The organism is Novosphingobium sp. KCTC 2891, from assembly GCF_025938155.1.
Classification (GTDB): domain Bacteria; phylum Pseudomonadota; class Alphaproteobacteria; order Sphingomonadales; family Sphingomonadaceae; genus Novosphingobium.
This window is the reverse complement of record NZ_JAPCZG010000003.1, coordinates 1-22,584: the sequence shown is the minus strand read 5'-3', so window position 1 is coordinate 22,584 and position 22,584 is coordinate 1. Positions and strand designations below refer to the sequence as shown.

Annotated in this window: 16 protein-coding genes and 1 tRNA gene; 13 read left to right on the top strand and 4 right to left on the bottom strand. The window is 67.7% G+C overall.

The genetic code is table 11. The features are described from left to right. The first annotated feature begins 79 nt into the window (after nt 1-79). Nucleotides 80-988: a LysR substrate-binding domain-containing protein gene (locus tag OLX02_RS06320; RefSeq protein WP_264421232.1), complete on the top strand. Its 909-nt coding sequence runs from the start codon at nt 80-82 to the stop codon at nt 986-988. Here the strand turns inward: OLX02_RS06320 and OLX02_RS06315 are convergent. Further along, nucleotides 974-1,837, bottom strand: coding sequence for a LysR family transcriptional regulator (locus OLX02_RS06315; RefSeq protein WP_264421231.1), 864 nt, complete (start codon nt 1,835-1,837; stop codon nt 974-976). The two genes, OLX02_RS06320 and OLX02_RS06315, sit on opposite strands and share 15 nt — an antisense overlap. Before the next feature lie 108 nt (nt 1,838-1,945). Between OLX02_RS06315 and OLX02_RS06310 the strand changes: the two genes are divergently transcribed. The 9 genes from OLX02_RS06310 to OLX02_RS06270 all read left to right on the top strand — a co-directional run bounded on the left by OLX02_RS06310 (nt 1,946) and on the right by OLX02_RS06270 (nt 12,857). Beyond that, nucleotides 1,946-3,109, top strand: coding sequence for an isovaleryl-CoA dehydrogenase (locus tag OLX02_RS06310; protein ID WP_319641235.1), 1,164 nt, complete (start codon nt 1,946-1,948; stop codon nt 3,107-3,109). After that, nucleotides 3,109-4,710: a carboxyl transferase domain-containing protein gene (locus OLX02_RS06305; protein ID WP_264421229.1), complete on the top strand. Its 1,602-nt coding sequence runs from the start codon at nt 3,109-3,111 to the stop codon at nt 4,708-4,710. The genes OLX02_RS06310 and OLX02_RS06305 overlap by 1 nt, the downstream gene beginning before the upstream one ends. 2 nt (nt 4,711-4,712) lie before the next feature. Beyond that, entirely contained in the window at nt 4,713-6,575 is a 1,863-nt protein-coding gene (locus OLX02_RS06300) for an acetyl/propionyl/methylcrotonyl-CoA carboxylase subunit alpha (RefSeq protein ID WP_264421228.1), read from the top strand. Then, on the top strand, nt 6,575-7,024 hold the full coding sequence (locus OLX02_RS06295; RefSeq protein WP_264421226.1) for a MaoC family dehydratase: 450 nt from the start codon (nt 6,575-6,577) through the stop codon (nt 7,022-7,024). Before OLX02_RS06300 ends, OLX02_RS06295 begins: the two co-directional genes overlap by 1 nt. Before the next feature lie 34 nt (nt 7,025-7,058). Further along, complete coding sequence (locus OLX02_RS06290) at nt 7,059-7,460, top strand: hypothetical protein (RefSeq protein ID WP_264421224.1); 402 nt, start codon at nt 7,059-7,061, stop codon at nt 7,458-7,460. 104 nt (nt 7,461-7,564) lie between these two features. Beyond that, the gene (locus OLX02_RS06285) at nt 7,565-9,559 is read left to right on the top strand and encodes a TonB-dependent receptor family protein (protein WP_264421222.1); all 1,995 of its coding nucleotides are present in this window, start codon (nt 7,565-7,567) and stop codon (nt 9,557-9,559) included. 17 nt (nt 9,560-9,576) lie between these two features. Then, nucleotides 9,577-10,989, top strand: a complete 1,413-nt coding sequence (locus OLX02_RS06280) for a PepSY-associated TM helix domain-containing protein (protein ID WP_264421220.1) — start codon at nt 9,577-9,579, stop codon at nt 10,987-10,989. A gap of 113 nt (nt 10,990-11,102) precedes the next feature. Then, a complete protein-coding gene (locus OLX02_RS06275) occupies nt 11,103-12,620 on the top strand; it encodes a carboxylesterase/lipase family protein (RefSeq protein WP_264421219.1) in 1,518 nt (505 codons plus the stop codon). Between the two features lie 163 nt (nt 12,621-12,783). Then, nucleotides 12,784-12,857, top strand: a tRNA-Gly gene (locus OLX02_RS06270). Nucleotides 12,858-13,080: 223 nt separating this feature from the next. Here OLX02_RS06270 and OLX02_RS06265 read toward each other — a convergent pair. Together OLX02_RS06265 and OLX02_RS06260 are read right to left on the bottom strand one after the other, a co-directional pair. Further along, nucleotides 13,081-15,291, bottom strand: coding sequence for a beta-glucosidase family protein (locus OLX02_RS06265; RefSeq protein WP_264421218.1), 2,211 nt, complete (start codon nt 15,289-15,291; stop codon nt 13,081-13,083). A 100-nt stretch (nt 15,292-15,391) separates the two neighbouring features. After that, nucleotides 15,392-17,626 (bottom strand): TonB-dependent receptor, encoded by a 2,235-nt coding sequence (locus tag OLX02_RS06260; protein ID WP_264421216.1) that lies wholly within the window; start codon nt 17,624-17,626, stop codon nt 15,392-15,394. Nucleotides 17,627-18,086: 460 nt separating this feature from the next. Between OLX02_RS06260 and OLX02_RS06255 the strand changes: the two genes are divergently transcribed. Then, entirely contained in the window at nt 18,087-19,079 is a 993-nt protein-coding gene (locus OLX02_RS06255; protein ID WP_264421214.1) for a LacI family DNA-binding transcriptional regulator, read from the top strand. A gap of 40 nt (nt 19,080-19,119) precedes the next feature. Further along, nucleotides 19,120-20,646 (top strand): glycoside hydrolase family 30 protein, encoded by a 1,527-nt coding sequence (locus tag OLX02_RS06250; RefSeq protein WP_264421212.1) that lies wholly within the window; start codon nt 19,120-19,122, stop codon nt 20,644-20,646. Nucleotides 20,647-20,664: 18 nt separating this feature from the next. On the opposite strand, the gene OLX02_RS06245 is transcribed toward OLX02_RS06250, so the two are convergent. Further along, nucleotides 20,665-22,047, bottom strand: coding sequence for a nucleoside hydrolase-like domain-containing protein (locus tag OLX02_RS06245; RefSeq protein WP_264421211.1), 1,383 nt, complete (start codon nt 22,045-22,047; stop codon nt 20,665-20,667). On the opposite strand from OLX02_RS06245, the gene OLX02_RS06240 reads away from it, so the two are divergent. Then, nucleotides 22,034-22,384, top strand: coding sequence for a hypothetical protein (locus OLX02_RS06240; protein WP_264421209.1), 351 nt, complete (start codon nt 22,034-22,036; stop codon nt 22,382-22,384). The genes OLX02_RS06245 and OLX02_RS06240 overlap by 14 nt on opposite strands. Nucleotides 22,385-22,584: the final 200 nt, after the last annotated feature.

Sequence of the window (22,584 nt, the reverse complement as noted above, 5' to 3'; positions counted from 1 at the left end):
AGGAAATCCTGCCGAGAGTCTACAATGATGAACCGCTGTTCCTAAGCGTAATCTTGGCCGCTATACATGACCAATGATCATGAACGATGACGACCCGCGCCTGCTGCCGCCGCTGTCGATGCTGCGCTGCTTCGAGGCGGCCGCGCGCGAAGGCACGTTCAGCCGCGCCGCCGCTGCGCTCGGGCTGACCCAGAGCGGGGTGAGCCGCCAGATCGCGCATCTGGAAGACTGGCTCGGCACGCCGCTGTTCGAGCGGCACGGCCGGCGGGTGGCGCTCAACCGCGAAGGGCGCGACTACCGCGCGGAAATCGCCCCCGCGCTTGCTGCGATCCGCGGGGCGACGCGCCGCCTGATGGCGCCGCAGGACCACACGGTGACCATCGCCACCCTGCCCGGCTTCGGGATGCGCTGGCTCGCCCCGCGGCTGCCCGCGCTGTCCGCGCGCCATCCCGAACTGGTGGTCAACCTCGTCGCGCGCACCGACCTGTTCGATTTCGCCGCCGAGCGTTTCGACGCGGCGATCCACGTCGGCCCGCCGGATTGGCCGGGCGATGTGGTGCATGATGCGCTGTTCCCCGAAGTGGTCATCCCGGTGATCGCCCCGTCGCTGGCGCAGCGGCTGGCCGTGCGCGAAGCCGCCGATTTCGCGCGCGTGCCGCTGCTGGCGCAGGAGGCCATGACAGACGCCTGGCCGCGCTGGTTCGCGCAGCAAGGGCTGGCGATGCCCGAAGGGCCGGCGCTGCCGCGCGTCTCGCACTTCCTGATGCTGGCCCAGGCGGCGGCGGCAGGCGCGGGCGCCGCGCTGCTGCCGCGCTTCCTGATCGAGCCGGAACTGGCTGCGGGCACGCTGGTCGTGCCGGTGGACCGGCCGCTGGCGCAGACCCGCACTTACAGCCTGGTCCATCCCCCGCGCGCAGGCCGCCATCCCGATTTCGCGCGGTTCCGGCAGTGGATTCTGGACGAGGCCGCCGCGTCAGCCGGAGGGTGACGCCACCGCGCGGATCGCCTCGACCACGCCGGTGCGCGCGAGCCGCCCGTGGTCGCCCGGTTCCACCACCAACCCGACCGTGCGCGCCAGGCCGAACCCTGCCAGTGGCCGCAGCGCGATGCCCGGCGCGCCAAGGCTTTCGGGCAGGACGGTAATGCCCAGCCCACTGCGGACATAAGCCGCGACGCGCTCCTCGCTCATCGAACGCGCGGCCATGAACGGGCGCACGCCGCGCGCGGTGAAGAACTGGCTGACCAGCGGCAGCGCCTCGCACTGGCGGCGCACCAGCATCGGCTCATCGACCAGCGCTTCGGCCGCAATCGTCGCCTCCCCGGCGAGGCGGTGCCCCTGCGCCATCGCCAGCAGGTAAGGCTCGGTGAACAGCGGCACCATGCGGCGCGCGCCGGCGTGCTCCACCGGTCCCAGCGTGCAATCCACGCGCCCGCGATCGAGCAGGGCGGCAAGTTCCCCGGCGCGGCGCTCGACCAGTTCGATGCGCAGCCCCGGCAGCGCGCGGCACGCGGTTACGATGGCTTCGACCAGCGCACTCGCCAGCGTGGCCGCGATGCCGATGCGGATCGTCGTCACCGCATCGCTTTCGCCCAGCGCCGCCTGCGCTTCCAGAAAGGCCGCCTCGATCCGGCGCGCGGGTTCGACCAGCCGAGCGCCCGCCTCGGTCAGTTCCACGCGGCGATTGCTGCGCACGAACAGCGGCGCGCCCACCTCGCGCTCCAGCCGGGCAATCCCCGCGGAGACGGTCGGCTGCGACACGCGCGTCAGGTCGCCCGCCCGCGAGAAGGAGCCGGTATCGACCACGGCGAGGAAATAGCGCAGCAACAAGCGATCCATGATAGAGTTTCTCTATACACTGCATGGACTGCAGCCAAGTTCCCATCGCTGGGCGTTGTGATAGCATGACCGGAAACGATGCCCCTTGCGGGCAAGATGGAGGATGCCTTGCGCGCGACGCCCGACCTCGCTTTCGGCCTGACCGAAAGCGCCCTGATGATCCGCGCGGCTGCCGGCCGCTTCGCCGACGAGAAGATCGCCCCGCTGGCGGTGAAGATCGATGCCGAGGACTGGTTCGCGCGCGAACTGTGGCCGATGATGGGCGAGCTTGGCCTGCACGGCATCACCGTGGAGGAGGAATGGGGCGGTCTCGGCCTCGGCTATCTCGACCATGTGATCGCGGTGGAGGAAGTCAGCCGCGCATCCGGCTCGATCGGCCTGTCCTATGGCGCGCACTCCAACTTGTGCGTCAACCAGATCCGCCGCTGGGGCAATGACGAGCAGAAGGCGAAGTATCTGCCGGGGCTGATCTCCGGCGAACACGTCGGCAGCCTGGCCATGTCGGAAGCCGGCGCCGGATCGGACGTGGTCTCGATGAAGCTGCGCGCCGACAAGGTGGACGGCGGCTGGCGGCTCAACGGCACCAAGTTCTGGATCACCAACGGGTCGGAAGCCGATACGCTGGTGGTCTATGCCCGCACCGTGCCCGACGCGGGCAGCCGGGGCATCACCGCCTTCCTGATCGAAAAGGGCTTCGCCGGCTTCTCCATCGGCCAGAAGATCGACAAGATGGGCCTGCGCGGCTCGCCCACCGCCGAACTGGTGTTCGATGACTGCTTCGTGCCCGACGAGAACGTGATGGGCCCGGTCAACGGCGGGGTTGGCGTGCTGATGAGCGGGCTGGATTACGAACGCGTGGTGCTGGCCGGAATGCAGATCGGCATCATGCAGGCCTGCCTCGACACCGTGATCCCCTACGTGCGCGAGCGGCGCCAGTTCGGCAAGCCGATCGGCACCTTCCAACTGATGCAGGCCAAGGTGGCAGACATGTATGTCGCGCTGCAATCGGCGCGGGCCTATGTCTACACCGTGGCGCGGGCGTGCGACGCGGGCCAGACCACGCGTTTCGACGCAGCAGGCGCGATCCTGCTTGCCAGCGAAAGCGCCTTCCGCGTGGCGGGCGAAGCCGTGCAGGCGCTGGGCGGCGCGGGCTATACGAAGGACTGGCCGGTCGAACGCTTTCTGCGCGATGCCAAGCTGCTCGACATCGGCGCGGGAACGAACGAGATCCGCCGAATGCTGATCGGGCGCGAACTGATCGGGGCCAATTGATGAGCGCGCCGGTCCTGCCCACCACTCTCGACCTGTCCAGCCCGGAAGCGGAGGCGCGCAACCGCCACAACCGCGCGCTGGCGCAGGACTTGCGCGCCCGCGTGGAAGAGGCCGCGCTGGGCGGCGATGCGCGCAGCCGCGAACGCCATGTTGCCCGCGGCAAGCTGCTGCCGCGCGATCGGGTGGAGCGCCTGCTCGATCCCGGCTCGCCCTTCCTCGAATTGGGGCAACTCGCCGCGAACGGGATGTACGGCGATGAAGTGCCCGGCGCCGGGATCATCACCGGCATCGGCCGCGTATCGGGCCGGCAGTGCATGATCTTCGCCAACGACGCCACGGTGAAGGGCGGCACCTATTTCCCGATGACGGTGAAGAAGCACCTGCGCGCGCAGGAAGTGGCGCAGGAAAACCGGCTGCCGTGCATCTACCTGGTCGACAGCGGCGGCGCGAACCTGCCCAACCAGGCCGAGGTATTCCCCGACCGCGATCACTTCGGCCGGTTCTTCTTCAACCAGGCGCAGATGAGCGCGCGCGGCATCCCGCAGATCGCCAGCGTGATGGGCAGTTGCACCGCCGGCGGCGCCTATGTTCCCGCGATGAGCGACGAGACCGTGATCGTGCGCGGACAGGGCACGATCTTCCTCGCCGGTCCGCCGCTGGTGAAAGCGGCGACGGGCGAGGAAATCAGCGCCGAGGACCTTGGCGGCGGCGATCTTCACGCGCGCAAGTCGGGCGTGGTCGATCATCTGGCCGACAACGATGAGCACGCGCTGACGCTGGTGCGCGACATCGTCAGCCATATCGGCCCGGCGGGCAATGCAGGCGTGGCGCGCAAAACCCCGGTGCCGCCGAAATACGATGCCGAGGACCTCTACGGTATCATCCCCGACGACGTGCGCGCGCCCTATGACGTGCACGAAGTGATCGCGCGGATCGTCGACGGCAGCGAATTCCACGAATTCAAGGCGCTCTACGGCGCCACCCTCGTCTGCGGCTTCGCGCATATCTGGGGAATGCCGGTGGCCATCCTCGCCAACAACGGCGTGCTCTTTTCCGAAAGCGCGCAGAAGGGCGCGCATTTCATCGAACTGGCGTGCCAGCGCCGCATCCCGCTGCTGTTCCTCCAGAACATCTCCGGCTTCATGGTCGGCGGCAAATATGAAGCGGAAGGCATCGCCAAGCACGGCGCCAAGCTGGTCACCGCCGTCGCCACAGCGCAAGTGCCCAAGATCACCGTGCTGATCGGCGGCAGCTTCGGCGCGGGCAATTACGGAATGTGCGGCCGCGCCTATTCCCCGCGCTTCCTGTTCACCTGGCCCAACGCGCGCATTTCGGTAATGGGCGGCGAACAGGCGGCCAGCGTGCTCGCCACCGTCCACCGCGACGCGGCCAGATGGACGCCGGAAGAAGCCGAGGCGTTCAAGGCGCCGATCCGCCAGAAATACGAGGACGAAGGCAATCCCTACCACGCCACCGCGCGCGGCTGGGACGACGGGGTGATCGATCCCGTCCAGACCCGCGACGTGGTGGGGCTGGCGCTCGAGGCCTGCCTGGAAGCCCCGATCGAGGAGGCGCCCCGCTTCGGGGTGTTCCGGATGTGACAATGATCCAGTCCCTGCTCATCGCCAATCGCGGCGAAATCGCCTGCCGCGTCATCCGCACCGCGCGCCGGCTCGGCATCCGCACGGTGGCGGTCTATTCCGACGCCGACGCCCACGCGATGCACGTGCGGCAGGCGGACGAAGCCGTCCACATCGGCCCCGCGCCCGCACGGGAAAGCTATCTCGTGGGAGAGCGGATCATCGCCGCCGCGCTGGCGACCGGCGCGCAGGCCATTCACCCGGGCTATGGCTTCCTCTCCGAAAACGCCGATTTCGCGCAGTCCGTGCTGGATGCCGGCCTCGTGTGGGTAGGGCCCAAGCCGGCCTCGATCAGGGCCATGGGGCTGAAGGACGCCGCCAAGGCGCGAATGATCGCGGCGGGCGTGCCGGTCACGCCGGGCTATCTGGGCGAGGACCAGTCGCCCGAACGACTGCAAACAGAGGCAGACGCCATCGGCTATCCCGTACTGATCAAGGCCGTGGCCGGCGGCGGCGGCAAGGGAATGCGCCGCGTTGACCGCAGCGAGGACTTTGCCGAAGGGCTGGCCTCGTGCCGGCGCGAGGCGGCGTCCAGCTTCGGCGACGACCGCGTACTGATCGAGAAGTACATCCTCTCGCCCCGTCACATCGAAGTGCAGGTCTTTGGCGACGCCCACGGCGAGGTGGTCCACCTGTTCGAGCGCGACTGCTCGCTCCAGCGCCGCCACCAGAAGGTGATCGAGGAAGCCCCCGCGCCGGGCATGGACAAGGCCACCCGCGAGGCCGTGTGCGCCGCCGCCGTCCGCGCGGCCAAGGCCGTGCACTACGAGGGCGCAGGCACGATCGAGTTCATCGCCGATGGCTCCGATGGGCTGCGCGCCGACCGGGTCTGGTTCATGGAAATGAACACGCGGCTTCAGGTGGAGCACCCGGTGACCGAGATGGTCACCGGCGTCGATCTCGTCGAATGGCAGATCCGTGTCGCCAGCGGCGAGCCGCTGCCCCTGCGACAGAAGGACATCCACCTCTCGGGCCACGCGATCGAGGCGCGGCTCTATGCCGAGGATCCCACGCGTGGGTTCCTGCCCAGCATCGGCCGCATCGACACGTTCCGCTTCTCGCCCAAGCAGGCGCGGATCGACACCGGCGTGGACGAAGGCGCGCAGATCTCGCCGTTCTATGACCCGATGATCGCCAAGCTGATCGTCTATCGCGATACCCGCTCGCACGCCATCGCGGGCCTGCGCGATACGCTGGCGGACGGTGTGGTCGGGCCACTGGTCACGAACAGCGGCTTCCTCTGGCGGCTGCTGGGTCACGCCGCGTTCGAGGCGGGCGTGGTCGATACCGGGCTGATCGAGCGCAATCTCGAAAGCCTGACCGCGCGGCCCGAACCTTCGCCCGAGGCGCTGTCCTTTGCTGCGGCGCGGCTGGCGGGAACGCCTGGCGATACGCCGTGGACCAGCCGGTCCGGCCTGCGGCTGGGCGCACCGCCCCGGCGCGAGGTGCGCATGGTCGACCAGTTCGGCCGCGCCTTCACCGCCGAACTCGCGACGCCCCTGGCCGATGCCTGGCCCATCGAGGATGCGGTGGCATTGGACGAGAACGGGGAACGGTTCCTGGTCCGGCTGGAGCGCACCGAAGGCGGCGCGGGCGGCATCGCTTCGGACGGGGCCATCCGCGCGCCGATGCCGGGGCGCGTCATTTCGGTCGATGTCGCGGCGGGGCAAGCCGTCACCAAGGGGCAGAAGCTCATGGTGCTGGAAGCCATGAAGATGGAACACGCGCTGACCGCGCCGTTCGATGGCACCGTGGCCGAACTGACCGTAGCGGCTGGGGCGCAAGTGCAGGTCGAGGCGCTGCTGGCGCGGGTGGAGAAAGACTGATGGCGGGGCGTTTCTTCGACGAGTGGCAGGTCGGCGACCGGCTGGAACACGAAATCCGGCGCACGGTGACCGAGACCGACAACCTGCTGTTCTCGACCATGACTCACAACCCCCAGCCGCTGCACATCGACGCCGAGGCGGCGAAGGCGAGCGAATTCGGCCAGATCCTCGTCAACGGCACTTTCACGTTCGCGCTGATGGTCGGGCTTTCGGTGGGAGACACCACGCTGGGCACGCTGGTGGCGAACCTCGGCTATGACAAGCTGGTGATGCCCGCGCCCGTGTTCATCGGCGACACCATGCGCGCGTCGAGCGAAGTGGTGGAACTGCGCGCATCGAAATCGCGCCCCGATGCGGGCATCGTCACCTTCCGGCACGAACTGACCAACCAGCGCGGCGAGGTGGTCTGTTCGTGCCTGCGCATGGCCCTGCTCAAGAAGCGGGGGTGACAGGGGCCGCGCGCGGACTTATGGGCCGGCTCCGATGGGGGCTGTTCGCGACATCCTGATGCGTCACCGCACGCTGGCCATGCTGCTGGTCGCGCTGTCGCTTGCCATCAAGGCGCTGGTCCCGGCGGGCTACATGCCCGGCCAAACCGCAACCAAGAGCTTCACCATCCTGATCTGCGCCGACGCGACCGGCGATCACGGCCCCCGCCAGGTGACCGTACCGCAGGGCGGTGCCAAGGAAACCGCGACCAAGGCGCATGAGAACTGCGCCTTCGCCGGTCTGGGCTTCGCTGCGCTTGCCGGTGCGGATCCGGTGCTGCTGGCGCTGGCGCTCGCCTTCATCGTCGCGCTGGGCTTCGGCCCGATCGTCCTGCCGCGCCTTGCGCGGGCATCCCGCGTCCTGCCGCCGCCCTGCGGCCCGCCAGCCCTGTCCTGAGCGACACCCCGCGCGCCGTCCGCGCGTGCCGGGTGCCGCACCGATCGTGACGTTTCCGGGCGCTTCGCGCGGCCCGGTCCATCGATGCACAGGACACGAATTTCATGCAGATTTCCCGTATCGCGCTGGCGCTCGCCTGCGCCCTGCCCGCCGCCGCAAATCCCATCGCCGCCCTTGCCCAGACCGCGCCCGGCGATGACGCCGAAGGCCGCGCGACGATCATCGTCGTCGGCACGGCCGCAACCTCCGCCGCAGAGGAGCAGGTCGCAAAGACCCCCGGCGGCGCCGATGTGGTTTCCTACGAGGACTACGCCGACCGAACGGTCGTTTCGCTGCGCGACACGCTGGCCTTCTCGCCCGGCGTCTACACCCAGCCGCGCTTCGGGCAGGAAGTGCGCATTTCCATCCGCGGCTCGGGCCTGTCACGCAGCTTCCATATGCGCGGGCTGACGCTGCTTCAGGACGGGGTGCCGATCAACCTGTCGGACGACAACGGCGATTTCCAGGAACTGGAGCCGATCTTCTTCGACCATCTCGAAGTCTATCGCGGCGGCAATGCCCTGCGCTTCGGATCGGGCACGCTGGGCGGCGCGATCAACGGCGTGACGCCAAGCGGCGATCACGCGAAGGGCGTCTATGCGCGGATCGACGGCGGCTCGTTCAACATGGTGCGCGGGCTGGTTTCCGGCGGTTTCGGCGACGAACGCGCCAATGCCTGGGCCGCGCTTTCCGCCGATAGCCATGACGGCGACCGCGATCATGCCAGCCGCCATTCGGTGCGCTTCCACGGCAATGTGGGCCTCAAGCTGTCCGGCGCCGTCTCCACCCGGTTCTACGCCAGCTTCAACGACATCCACCAGAAGCTGCCAGGCGCGCTGAACCTGGCCACGGCGCTGACCAAGCCCGAGACCGGCAACACCTTTGGCGATCAGGCGCGCGACATCACCTCGCTGCGGCTCCAGAACCGCACCTCGATCGACCTTGGCGACACCAAGCTGGACGTGGGCGCGTTCTACAACAGCAAGCAGTTGTTCCACCCGATCTATGTCGTGGTGGACCAGAAGAGCGAGGACAAGGGCGCCTTTGCGCGCGCCGAATGGAGCCATGGCATCCTCTCCGCCACGCTCGGCGGCGAAGTGCGCTGGGGCACGATCAAGGCGCGGCAGTTCGTCAACAAGGATGGCCATCGCGGCGCGCAGATCTTTTCCGCCACGCAGCGGGCGCGCACCGCCAATGCCTATGGCGAAGTGCGCGTGACACCGCTGGCCGGGCTCAGCCTGATCGCAGGCGGCATCTATGCCGATGGCTGGCGCGAGCAGGACCGGGTGCAGCCCAGCGTGGTCAAGGGACGGGCATCGTTCGACGCGTTCTCGCCCAAGATCGGCGTGCTGTGGCAGCCGGCGACCGGAGTCGAGGTCTACGCCAGTTTCAACCGCTCGGTGGAATTCCCGACCTTCGTCGAACTGGCTCAGCAGGCCGCGTTCGTGCCTGTGCGCGAACAGCGTGCGTGGACGGCGGAGATCGGCACGCGCGGCCACCTTGGCCGGGTGCAGTGGGACGTGACCGCCTATCGCGCCACGCTGAAGGGCGAGATGCTGCAATACACCATCGATGCGTCTATCCCGGCGAGCACGTTCAACGCCGGTCGCACCCTGCACCAGGGGATCGAGGCCGGGCTGACGTGGGAGCCGGTAGACTGGCTGCGCCTGCGGCAGGTGTGGCAATATTCGGACTTCCGCTTCCGCGCAGACGCGCACTATGGCGACAACCGCCTGCCGGTGGTGCCGCGCCACGTGCTGCGCAGCGAAGTGCGCTTCGGCAGCGAGGCGCTGCACGTCGCGCCCAGCCTTGAATGGGTGCCGCAGGGCGGCTTTGCCGATTATCGCAACACCGTTCGCACGCCTGGCTACGCACTGCTGGGGGTGAGCGCGGGCGCGAGCGTCCGCGATGGGCTGGACCTGTTCCTCGATGTGCGCAACCTGACGGGCAAGAAAGCGATCGGCGACATCGCCGCCGTGATCCAGGCCAGCGCCGCATCGGCGATCTACTACCCGGTCGAGCGGCAGGCGGTTTACGCCGGCGTGCGCGCCCGGTTCTGACGGCAGGAGTGCAGACCGTGACCGTAAGCACGCAGAGAGCCTCGCTCTACCGCACGATCTGGCGCTGGCATTTCTATGCCGGCCTGCTCGTGATCCCGCTGATCGTGGTTCTGGCGGCCACGGGCGCGGTCTACCTGTTCAAGCCGCAGATCGACGCGTTCGAGGAGCGCGCCTTCACCGGAATGCCCGACCGGGGCAGCGTTTCTCCCGAAGTGCAGGTGGCCGCCGCGCTGGCCGCATTCCCCGGCGCGCGGCTCCATTCCTATCGCCTGCCCGCGCGCGAGGGCGATGCGGCACTGGTCCATCTGGGCCTGCCCAGCGGCATGGGGATGCGCGATGTGTTCGTCTCGCCGCAAGGGCGCGTGCTGGATTCGCTGGGCAGCGAGACGCGCATCGCGCAGATCGCGCACGATGTTCACGGCCAGTTGCTGCTGGGCCGCAAGGGCAGCTGGCTGGTCGAACTGGCCGCAAGCTGGGCGATCGTGCTGATCGCCAGCGGGCTATACCTGTGGTGGCCGCGCGGCACCGGGATGGCGGGGGTCGTCTGGCCGCGCCTGTCACGCGGGAACCGTGTGTTCTGGCGTGATCTCCACGCGGTGACCGGGTTCTGGGTCTCTGGACTGGCGCTGGTGCTGCTGCTGACCGGGCTGCCCTGGGCCGATGTCTGGGGGTCGGCGTTCAAGACGGTGCGCGGCGAACTGGGGCTGGTGAAAGGCCGGCAGGAATGGACCATCGGCGGCAAGGCGCCCGCTGCCACGCCGGACGAGCACGCCGAGCACGCCGGACACGACCACGCGGCGATGATGGCCGCGGACATCAGCGCATCGACCGCGATGATGGCGCACACTCCGCACGCGCACCATGGCCCTGCCGGTCCTTCGTTCAGCGAAATCGTGGCCGAGGCCAAGGCGCGCCACCTACCCTTCCCCGTTGCCGTGGTGCCGCCCGGCGCACCGCAGGCCTTCGGCGCGCCGCCCCGCACGGACTGGACCGTTCGCTCGGACACGCAGGACCGCCCACGCGCGGTGACGCTGCGCTTCGATGCGCGCACGGGCCGCGAAACCGCGCGAGAGACCTTTGCCGACAAGCACCCGATCGACCGGCTGGTCGGCTACGGCGTCGCCTGGCATGAAGGCGCGCTGTTCGGGCTTGCGAACCAGCTGATCGGCCTCGCCACCGCGATCATGCTGATCGTTCTGGCGGTCAGCGGCTTCGTGATGTGGCGCCGCCGCAAACCCGACGACGTGCTGGGCGCGCCCGCAATCCCCGCCGTTCCCGCTCGGATCGGCGGCGTGGTGGTGATTGTGGTGGCCCTGGCGGTGTTCCTGCCGATGCTGGCGATTTCGCTGGTCGTGGTGGCCTTGCTCGAACGGCTGGTGCTGTCACGCATCGCCCCGCTCGCGCGGTGGCTGGGCCTTGCACCGGCCTAGTGTCGCCGCGCCGCGTTTCCATCCCGATTTCAGCAGGATGGGCTTTTACAGCCTAGCCGCGCGCGCCCAGCCGCATTAGCGTGACAGCGCTGACAAAATTGGGAGAGCAAGGCATGGCAAGAGGGATGCGGAGCGGGCTTCTGGCGGGAATGGCCGCAACACTGGCCGTCATGGCCATGCCGGCAGCGGCGCAAACGGTGCCGACCGCCTCCGGCCCGGTGCGCGGCATCACTGCAAACGGCGTGGCCGCCTTCAAGGGCATTCCCTATGCCGCGCCGCCGGTGGCGGACAATCGCTGGCGCGCGCCGCAGCCGGTCGCGCCCTGGACCGCGCCGCGCGATGCCGCCGCATATGGTCAAGATTGCGCGCAGGCGCCCTTCCCGCCGGATTCGGCGCCGATCCGCACCACCCCTTCGGAGGATTGCCTCTATCTCAACGTGTGGAAGCCGGCGAATGCGAAGGCTGGGGCCGGTTTGCCCGTAATGGTGTGGATCCACGGCGGCGGCTTCGTCAATGGCGGCTCCTCGCCCGCCGTCTATGATGGCCGCAACTTCGCGCGCGACGGCGTGGTGCTGGTGAGCCTCAACTACCGGCTCGGCCGCTTCGGCTTCTTCGCGCACCCCGCGCTCGCGGCCGAAGGCGTGGGCGGGAACTTCGGCTTCCTCGACCAGATCGCCGCGCTGAAGTGGGTGAAGGCCAACATCGCCGCGTTTGGCGGTGATCCGGCACGCGTGACCGTGTTCGGGGAAAGCGCGGGCGGCGTCTCGGTGCATATGCTGCTGCAATCGCCGCTCGCGCGCGGCCTGTTTTCAGGCGCGATCATCGAATCCGGGGGCGGCCGAGATCGTATCCTGCCCATGCCCGACCTCGCCCGCGCGGCGCAGGCAGGCGAGACTTTCGCCCCCGGCCTTGATGCCGCGCAACTGCGCGCGCTGCCGGCAGACAAGATCACCGGCGACCTTTCGATGTCGACCATGAGCAAGCCCGGATACTCCGGTCCCATGACCGACGGCCGGACGATCCTCGGCCAGTCGGTGGATGCCGTCGCCGCGGGACTTTACGCGCGCGTACCGGTCATGGTCGGCGCCAATTCCGCCGATGGCTTCCCGATGGTGACCGACAAGGCCGCCATCTTCGCCGCTTTCGGCCCGGATGCCGACGAAGCGCGGCGGCTTTACGATGCCGGCGGCAGCGCCAGCGGGATGCAGGTGGGCACCATGACCACCGCCGATGTCCTGTTCATCGAACCCGCGCGCGCCGTGGCGCGCGGCCTGGCACGGCGCGGGCAAGCGGCATGGCTCTATCGCTTCGCGCACAACGGATCGCAGGCGGGCGCAGCAATGGGCGGCGCGCCCCATGCCAGCGAAATTCCCTATGTGTTCGATACCGAGGACGAGCGCCGCGATGCCCTGCCCTCGCCCGCCGATGCCCGCGTGGCAGACGCCGCGCACCGCGCCTGGGTGAATTTCGCCAGGACGGGCCGTCCCGATACGGCAGACACGCCGTGGCCGGCCGCGACCGCCCAAGACACCACCGTGCAGCTGATCGCATCGGACGGCACCCGCCACGTCGAAGACCCGCGCCGCGCGGAACTGGACTTCACCGAGCGCCGCGCGGCAGGCCATCGCTGAGCGCCACAAGCCACGCCCGGTCAAATACAGGGAATGCGACGAACATATGTTGACCAAGGGGCCGCGGATATGGCAATCGCCGCGCGTCTGCGGAGCGGTCCTTGCTGGACTGCCAACCGCCTACGCGGCCCTTTGAGGAAAGTACGCCTTTCCCAGCCGGTTCGCGGGTGTAGCTCAATGGTAGAGCAGCAGCTTCCCAAGCTGAATACGAGGGTTCGATTCCCTTCACCCGCTCCATTTTCCGGCCCGCCGATGTTCGCCAGTGGCTGGCCAGACCCCCCAAAATCCCAGGTGTTTGGCGGTCATCCGGCCAATTGTGGTCGTCCGGTCCACATTCAGTCGCCGGTCGCGGGGTATGCCCCGGAGATGCCAGGAAATCCGTGGCCTTGACCACCATCGCTGGAAACGAAAAAGGCCGGCAGGTTGCCCCGCCGGCCTTGTTTCAAGCTGATCGCCCGGGTTACTTCCAGGTCTTCGCCGCCATGCGCACCTTGACCTGCGGGCCCAGGTCCTCGGCGTTGCGGCCCAGCGCGAAGGCGTAGTCGCCGGCGGGCATGGTCCAGCTGCCATCCTTCCAGTCTGCGAGCAGGCGCGGGTCGATCGTGACCGACACCTTCTGCGAAGCGCCGGCCGCAAGGCTGACACGCTGGAAGCCGACGAGGCGCTGGCGCGTCTCGCCATTGCGGCTGACGAGGTAGACCTGCGCCACATCGTCGCCGGCAACCTTGCCGGTGTTGCTGACCGAGAAGCTCGCCTTCAGGCCGGCAACCTTCAGCCCGCTGCTGGCGAAGCTGGTGTAGCTGAGGCCATAGCCGAACGGGAACAGCGCCTTCTGGCCCTTGCGCGCGAACCAGCGGTAGCCGACGTCCGATCCCTCGATGTCATAATCGGCATGGAGCTGGTCCTTGCCCGGCGCGGCATCGCCGGCGAAGTTCGGCTCCACCCAGTCGCTGCCATCCAGCTTGGGACGCGGCAGCTGGTCGAGGCTTGCGGGGAACGTCACCGGCAGGCGGCCGCCGGGGTTGGTATCGCCGAACAGCACCGAAGCGATGGCTTCGCCGCCCCGCGCGCCCGGATACCACGCTTCGATCACAGCCGCGGTCTTGTCGAGCCAGGGCATCATCACCGGGCCGCCCGTCTGGAGCACGACGATGGTGTTGGGATTGGCCGCAGCCACCGCCGCGATCAGCGCGTCCTGCCCGTCGGGCAGCGAAAGATCGGGCTGGTCGGCCCCTTCCATGCGCCATTCATTGGCGAACACGATCGCCACGTCGGCCTGCCTGGCCTTTTCCACCGCATCCGTGATGTAGCGGCCATCACGGAACGTGACGGTGGCGTTCGGCGCCAGCGCCTTGATTGCCTTGAGCGGAACCGAGCGGTGATACTGCTGCGACATGAGCGCGGCGAACGGACCGTCACCGCCGAGCGAGCGCGTGGCGGCAGGGCCGCCCTCGCCGTGGACCTGGCTGGAGCCGGCGCCCGACAGCACGCCGGTATCGGCAAAGCCGCCGATCACGGCGATGGACTTTGCGGTCTTGGCCATCGGCAGGGCATTGCCCTTGTTGCGAAGCAGGACGATGCCCTGCTTCGCCGCTTCCTCGGCCACGAGCGCGCCCTTCTGCACGTCGATTGCGCCGCCCGGCGTGGCCGGGTTCTTGTCGATCCCGGCGGCATAGATGGCAGTCAGGATGCGCTTGTTCATGTCGTCGAGACGCGCGGCATAGGCCGGGTCCGACGCGGCCTTGTCCTTCAGCTTGTCGCCGAAGAACACGGCCGGATCGAGCTGCTCGCCCGACTGCTGGTCCAGCCCGTTGAGCGCGGCTTCGACCGAAGGCACCGCACCCCAGTCGGACATGACGAAGCCCTTCCAGCCCCACGACTGCTTGAGCACCTTGTTCAGCAGCCAGTCGCTGTCGCACGCCTGCTTGCCGTGGACGCGGTTGTAGGCGCACATCACCGAAGCGGGCTGGCCCTGCTCAATGCCGATCTGGAACGCCAGCAGATCGCTTTCGCGTGCGGCGGGTTCGCCGATCTTGACGTCGACATACTTGCGGCCGGTTTCCTGGCCGTTCAGCGCGAAGTGCTTGATCGTGGAAATGATGTGGTTGGACTGCACGCCGCGGATCGCCGCGCCGACCAGAACGCCCGACAGCAGCGGGTCTTCGGCGAGATATTCAAACGTGCGGCCGTTGCGCGGATCGCGCATCAGGTTGACGCCGCCCGCAAGCAGGACGTTGAAGCCCTTGGCGCGGGCTTCGGAACCGATCGTGGCGCCGCCGCGATACAGCACGTCGGGGTTCCAGGTCGCTGCCTGGGCAAGGCCCGAAGGCAACGCCGTCGCGCCGTCCTTGCGCAGGCCCATGACCCACGAGACGCCGAGGCTGGCGTCTGTTTCCTTGAGCGCCGGAACGCCGAGGCGGGCGATACCGGGCACATAGCCGGCCCCCGGAATGGCGTCGGCCGGCGGGGTGGCACCGGGGAAGCCCGGCAGCGGCATGATCCCGTGGGTCAGCACGACCTTCTCATCGGCGGTCATCTGCTTCACGGTCGCGGCGGCGCGCGCTTCGGCGGCGGCCATGTCGATCGCGGGAGCTTGCTGGGCGAGAGCGGCACCGCTCTGGGCGAGAGCGCCGACAGCAACGCCGAGGGCGAGAATCCGGGAGAGAGTCATGCAGGCTCCTTGGTCCGACGGGAACTTCACAAACTGGGAAATGCCCTGAAAAATGGGCCGCGATCGGTGAGATCGCGGCCCAGTTCAGGGAGGATGCGGTTTAGAACTTCACCCCGGCGCGGACGCCGTAGGTCCGCGGTGCTTCGATGAAGACACCGGCGCCAATACCCGATGCCGCGTGGGCGATCGTGATGTTGTCCTCGATGTTCTTGACGAAGCCCTGGACGTAGTAGCGGTCGTTCGGGGCGGTGTAGGTGATCGTCGCGTCGGTCTTGGTGAAGGCCGGCTGACGGAACTGCGACAGGTTGTTGAGGTCGAGAATGAAGTATTCCGAGCTCAGGCGGCTGCGCACGCCCACATCGACCTTGCCGGCATCGCCGAGCGGGAAGGTGTGGGTCCACGCCGCCGTGGCGACATGCTTGGGAGCGTGGTCGAGCAGCGCGCCGTTGAAGTTGAAGGTCGGATAATCAACCGGGTTGGGCGTGAAGTCGGCATAGCGCGCATTGGTGAAGGTGTAGCCCAGCTCGAACTTGTCGTTGTCGCTCGGCTGCAACGTGGCTTCCAGCTCGACGCCATCGACCTTGGCCTTGGCGGCGTTGCTGATGAGCGTTGCCGGGATCGGCTTGCTCACGGCCTGGCTGACCTGCAGCTTGTCGTAGTTATAGTGGAACACCGACGCGTTGAGGCGGAAGGCAGGCGAGAAGCGGAACTTCACGCCGGCTTCGTACGAAGTCAGGTTTTCCGGATTGTAATAGAGCGCTTCCGGCGTGAGCGCACAGCCCAGACCCGCACCGCTGACGCAGCCATCGTTGAAGCCGCCTGCCTTGTAGCCGGTCGAGACGTTGGCATAGATCAGGCCGAGGCCCGGCGCGTCATAGTCGAAGCCGACCTTCCAGATGGTCTTGTTCCAGGTCTTCTGCGCGATGTTTTCGTTCACCGTGCAGCGCAGCGCGCCGCAGAACGACGAAGCGACGTCGGCGAAGTCGAGCACGGTGGCACCGTTACGCGACTTGAAGTCGTGGGTGTAGCGGATGCCACCGGTCAGGTGGAAGTCGGGGGTCACGTCGAACGTCACCTGGCCGAATGCCGCCTTCGAGCGCGACACGGTCGGCCCCTGCGGGAAGGCAAAGCCGATGGCGCCCGGCGAAACGAGGCCCGACAGCGGGTTGCCGAGGTTGTATTCCAGCGACGAATTCTCGTGGAAGTAATAGCCGCCGACCTGGCCGTGGAGGCGCGAACCCTGGCCAAAGGCAAGGCGCAGTTCGTGGCTGTCCTGCTTGAAGGTGCCGAAGAAGAACGCCGAGTTGTTGAGACCGCCGAACAGCAGCAGGTTGCGCGTGTCGTCGCGGTCGGTCTTGCGGTACGAACCGAGGTAGGTCAGCTGGACCGGGCCGAAATCATAGGTGAAATCGCCCATGATCCCGTAGGACTTGTTGTCGCGCCAGTTGCGGAAGGTCGGCGCCACGGTCAGCTCGCGCTGGGCGTCGCTGTCGCGGTTGACGTAAACCGGATTGTGCGTCGGCGTGACCGAGGCCGGATCGAAGAAGCGGTCGAGCGTGACGAGGTTGCCGTTCACGCCGGTGCCGCGCGTCTGCGAATAGTCGCCGCGGATCACGAACTTCAGATCGCCGATGTCACCACCGAACGACAGGCGGCCCGAGATCGCATCGCGATAGGGGTTAACGCGCGAAGAGGTGCCCGAAACGGTGTAGTACGGGTCCTGGCGCTGGTAGTTGGCGGCGGCGCGGATGCCCAGGCCATTGCCGAGACCAACGTTGACCATGCCAGAGACATCGACCGTGTCGAGGTTGCCATAGGTGGCATCGACCTGCGCGTGGAAGGCATCGACCGGACGGTTGGCCAGAACGTTGATCACGCCGGCCGTGGTGTTGCGGCCATAAAGCGTGCCCTGCGGACCGCGCAGCACTTCGACGCGCTCGACGTCATAGAAGCTGCCCAGCGCATCGGCGGGACGCGCAATGTAGATGCCGTCGAGCAGGAACGCCGCCGAGGGATCGCCCTTTTCGGTGGTGTCGGTGCTGGTCACGCCGCGGATCGAGATGCGCGGGGCGTCGCCGCTGTCGGTGAGCGAGAGGTTCGGCACAGCCGTGGTCAGCGCGCGCGCATCGGTGATGCCGGCGCTCTTCAGGCCGTCGCCGCTGATGGCGGACAGAGTGATCGGCGTCTTCGACAGCAGAGTCGACTGGCGGGTCGCGGTGACGACGATATCGCCGGCGGGTGCCGCTTCAGCAGACTGGTCGGCGGTTTCCTGCGCATAAGCAGGCGCGGCAAGCGCGAAAGCGGAGACCAGGCAGGCGGTCCGGATAAGCTTCATGTGTTGTTCCTCCCTCGAACGTGCCGCCCCTTTCGGACCGGCGGCAGCCGCACCGGAACCCCCCTGTGCGACACGACGACCACGGATCGCCGCGGCCAAAAACGGAACACGAAACATGCCAAGGGAAAGGGTGCGTTACCCGAAGGGCCGGTGGGCGCTGGGCCCGCGGTCGCCTTGATGGTCTTGCCGGCGCGATGCCGGGAAAGACCTCGTCCTCTCCGCTCGGCGAGCTTTGCGCCCGCTTCCTGACTTGCAATTGACTTGATATGTCAGCGCTGTCAAGACTGCGCTGTCATACTAACAGGATGAATAGCCCCGGGGGTTGCGGGCCACGTTGCGCCGGGTCATGGAAAAAAGGGGGTTGCTGCCGCAGTTTCAGCCGGTGCAACCGTTACGGGAAAGGTCGTCTGGTTCGATCATGAATACGATTTCGCGCCCGCGTTCGAGTGGGAACGCCACCATGCAGGATGTCGCGCATCACGCTGGAGTCTCGCTGAAAAGCGTGTCTCGCGTGGTCAACCGCGAGCCGCATGTCTCCGCCAAGCTGCGCGCCAAGGTCGAGGCCGCGATCGCGGAGCTCGACTACGTGCCCGACATGGCCGCGCGCACGCTTGCCGGATCGCGCGCCTTCATGATCGGCGTGCTGTTCGACAACCCCAGCCCGAACTACACGATCAAGGTCCAGTCAGGCGTCTATCGCGCCTGCGTCGAAAATCAGTACCACCTGCGCATCGACAACATCGTCACCACAGCCAGCGATTCGGACCTCGAGGCGCAGCTTGGCGCGATCCTGCGCGACGGACGATGCGACGGCTTCGTGCTCACCCCGCCCATCACCGACAACCTGCTGGTGCTCGACCTGCTCGAAGCGAACGGCGTGCCCTATAGCCGGATCGCGCCCGACATCGTGCAGGATCGCGCGCCCGGCGTACGCATCGACGACAAGGCCGCGGCGGCGCTGGTCGCAGATCATTTCTGGTCGCTCGGCCACCGCCGCTTCGGCGTCATCACCGGCCCCGCCGCGCACGGCGCCGCGCACTTGCGCCGCGAAGGGTTCGTCGAACGGATCCAGGAACTGGGCGGCCAGCTTGTCGGCGAAGCCACCGGCGGGTTCAGCTTCGAGGGTGGTATCGCGGCTGGCACGGCGCTTGTCACCGCGGACGAGCGGCCGACCGCGATCTTCGCCTGCAACGACGATTCGGCAGCGGGCGCCATCGTCGCGATTTCACGCGCCGGCTTGGCGGTGCCCCGCGACGTTTCGATCTGCGGCTTCGACGATAGCTGGGTGGCAAAGTCGGTCTGGCCCTATCTCACCACGATCTACCAACCGATCGAGGAAATGGCGCACGCCGCCGCGACCATGCTGATCCGGCCGGACAATGCCCGGCCCCAGCTGCGCACGCTCGATTTCCGGCTCGTCGAGCGCGATTCGGTCGCCCCGCCCGCCGCCTGAAATATCCAAAGCCTGATTCCAGTATTCAAGGGAGAGAACCATGGAGAACTCCGCCCCCGGTCGCACGGGCGTCAACCGGCGCCATGCGCTTGGCCTGATCGGCGCAGGCGTCGCTGCGACCAGCGTGCGCCCCGCCCTCGCGCAGGGGACGGCATCCCCGGTTCCCGCCACAGCGGGCCGCAGCGCCGTCACCCCGACATGGGTCGCCACGTCTGCCGGCCGCCCCTGGCAGCCCCGCGCGCTTCCCTCCCTCGGGCCCCGCGGTACCGACATCTTTGCAGAGGATGTCCAGATCCAGCTCGACCAGCCCCGACAGACGATGGCCGGCTTTGGCGGCGCCTTCGGAGAAAAGGGTTGGGAAGCGCTCCAGCACCTGCCTGCAGCCACCCGCGCCGCGGCGATCGGCGCACTGTTCGGTGACGACGGCTGCGCATTCAGCCAGTGCCGCACCCCGATCGGCGCCAACGACATCGCGCGCGGCTGGTACAGCTACGATGAAACGCCCGGCGACTTCGACCTCAAGCATTTCTCCGTCGCCAACGACCGCGAGACGCTCATTCCCTTCATCAAGGCCGCACAGACGTTCCGCCCCGACCTGAAGGTCTGGGCCTCGCCGTGGTCGCCGCCCAGCTGGATGAAGAAGGGCGGCCACTATGCGCAGGCGCCGGCATGGCCCGGCCAGCCATCCAACGGCATCCGCCCCGACCAGCTCGGCAAGGAAGGCACCGATTCGTTCATCCTCGAAGATCGTTACCTGGCGGCCTACGCCCGGTACTTCGGCCGCTATGTCGAAGAATATCGCAAGGTCGGCATCTCCATTTCCACCGTGATGCCGCAGAACGAGTTCAATTCCGCGCAGCCCTTCCCCAGTTGCACCTGGACGCCCGAAGGTCTGGCGCAGTTCCTGCCCTATCTCGGCCGCGAGATGGACAAGCTCGGCGTGCCCGTGTTCTTCGGCACGCTCGAACGCGGTAACGCGGATCTCTTCTCGAAAGTCATGGCCGATCCCGCCGCAGCCGCGGTGGTCAAGGGCATCGGCGTGCAGTGGGCGGGCAAGGGTGCCCTTCCCGCGCTGCGCGAGCGTTTCCCCGACCTCACCCTGTGGGGGTCGGAGCAGGAATGCGGCATCGGCACCAACGACTGGCGCTATGCACGATATGGCTGGAGCACGCTCAAGCGCTATTTCGAGCACGGCGCCTGCGCGTGGACCTATTGGAACATGGTCATGCCCGAAGGCGGGATGAGTGGATGGGGCTGGCCGCAGAACTGCCTCGTCTCGGTCGATACCAAGGCGGGCACCTTCCGCCTGACCGAGGATTACTGGCTGGTCCGCCATGTCGCGCAGTTCGTCCGCCCCGGTGCGCGCATGATTCCCGCCGACAGCTTCCTCGGCTTCACCGACCAACTCGCGTTCCGCAATCCGGACGGGTCGCTGGTGCTGGTCGCCAGCAACCCGATCGCCCAGCCTTCCACGGTTCGCTACGGCGTGGCCGGCAAGGTCCTCACGCTCACGCTCGAACCGGATTCGCTCAACACCGTGGTCATCCCGGCCGGCGCTCTGGCCTGATGAAACAGCGGGGCCGGCTCAGCGTTTCGCCGGCCCCGATACCGTCACGATGATCCGTCGGTAGCGGGTCAGGGCGGGCTTCCCGTTGTCGGTCACCGCAAGCACAAGGTGCGCCTCCGCGCTCGCGGGACAGTCCCCCATGGCAAGCCAGTTGGGCGTGCAGGTCGCAGCCGCGCTCACCCGGACACGGGGCGTGCCATCCCCCTCCACCGTCAGGCTCGGCGGCGCGAAGTAACCGCCGGTGAAGCCCGCCTCGGGATAAGCGATCCACCGGAACGACAAGGCGTTGCCGTCGGGATCGCGGGAGCGCGACGCATCGATCTGCACGGGCTCGCCCACGCGGGCGGCAATCCGCAGCGGTGCGGTACCGCCTGTTCCGTCGACGACCACAACCGGCGCATGGTTCGCCTCGGCTGCGGGCTTGATCGTCCAGTCCATACGCGCCGCGAAATCGTTCTGGAACGCCTCGCGCCAGCGCCAGATGGTCGCCTGGTCGCTCGTGGTTCCGCCCACCGTGTCAGCGCTGGTCACGCGCGGGAAGCTGTCGCCCCCCTGCGTCCACACCGGCCGCGCCTCGCCATAGGGCTGACGCAGCAGGTACCGGCCGCCCCACCCGCCCCATTCGGGATGCTCGCCCGGTTGGAGCCCATTGGGGATCAGTCCGAGGAAGCTCGGCGTGTCCCCCTCCATGATGAACATGTAGCGCGGATAGTGCGCACCGAGCGGCCCCTTCGAGCGGATGTTGGCGTCCAGCCATTCGTTCGACACGGTGCTGAAGTCCGCTCCCGCGCCATTGCGGTAAAAGCGGTCGCCCGAAATCCCGGTCCACGTCGCCCGCGCATAATCCGATCCATCGGGCGTGCTGGGGGTGACGATCATGAACAGCGCCGGATAGCGCCGCCGGATCCATGGCCCGGCGTCATCCTGATCGGAAATTGAATAGACCCGCAACTTCCCGACGAACGCCGCAAATTGCCCTGCCGACTTAGTTGTCTCTGCCAGGCGTAGCGCTTCGGCAAGCGTGTTCGCACCGCCCCACAATGCGATCCACAGCGGCCGCGGATCGGAGCGATCGGCCGCTGCCACCAGCGCGCGCGCGGCAGCCGAAGGTGCGGCGGGAGAAGCGCGCTCGAACGCCCCCAGCCCATAGCCGGTCAGGCCTTCGCTCACCCGCGCAGACAGCGCTTCGGCGGTGGGCCAACCGGCAGCATGGCGCTGAAGGTTCGGCCGCACCGCGCCATAGGCGGCGATCACCTCGCGCGCGATGTCCGGCCGGACCTTGTCCTTCTGCCACACGGACGTCGTCGCGCCGAAGCCCTCGATGTCGATTTCGTTGGAATAGACCAGCAGGCGCACGAGCGACATCTGGTCATCGGGCTCATTGCCGATGTCCGACAGCACGAACAGCCGCGCCTTCTCTCGCCGCTGCTCGGCAGCGGCCTGTGCCACAGAGGCGGAAAATGCCGCCGTCCCGACGACCGTTGATGCCGCCAGCAGGAAGGCACACGCGCTCGCCCCCGTTCTCTTCCTGATCAACGCCCCGCCCTTGCGCTTCATCCTGCCTCTCCCCGATAACGACTACACCGATGACAGCGATGTCATTTTTGTCAACGGCAACCGGGCCTCCGCCGCGCCGAAGGTTGCGGGGAAGCGCGGTTGGTTGGAGATGGGGTTGGAGGCGCTGCCTGCGCGTGTGGTTCGGGAAGGGAAGCGTCAGCCGTGGATAGACACGTGGTGACGTTTCGCGTGGTGCAGGTGGGGTATGGGATTTGGGGAGAGGTTTACGCGGCCTACATGTTGGCCGCGTTGTGGACTTGCTGTGGACACGCTGGAGCGTGGAGCTGTGCTCTTGTGTAGCGAAGTCGTTTGACTGGAATGGTTGCGGGGGCAGGATTTGAACCTGCGACCTTCAGGTTATGAGCCTGACGAGCTACCGGG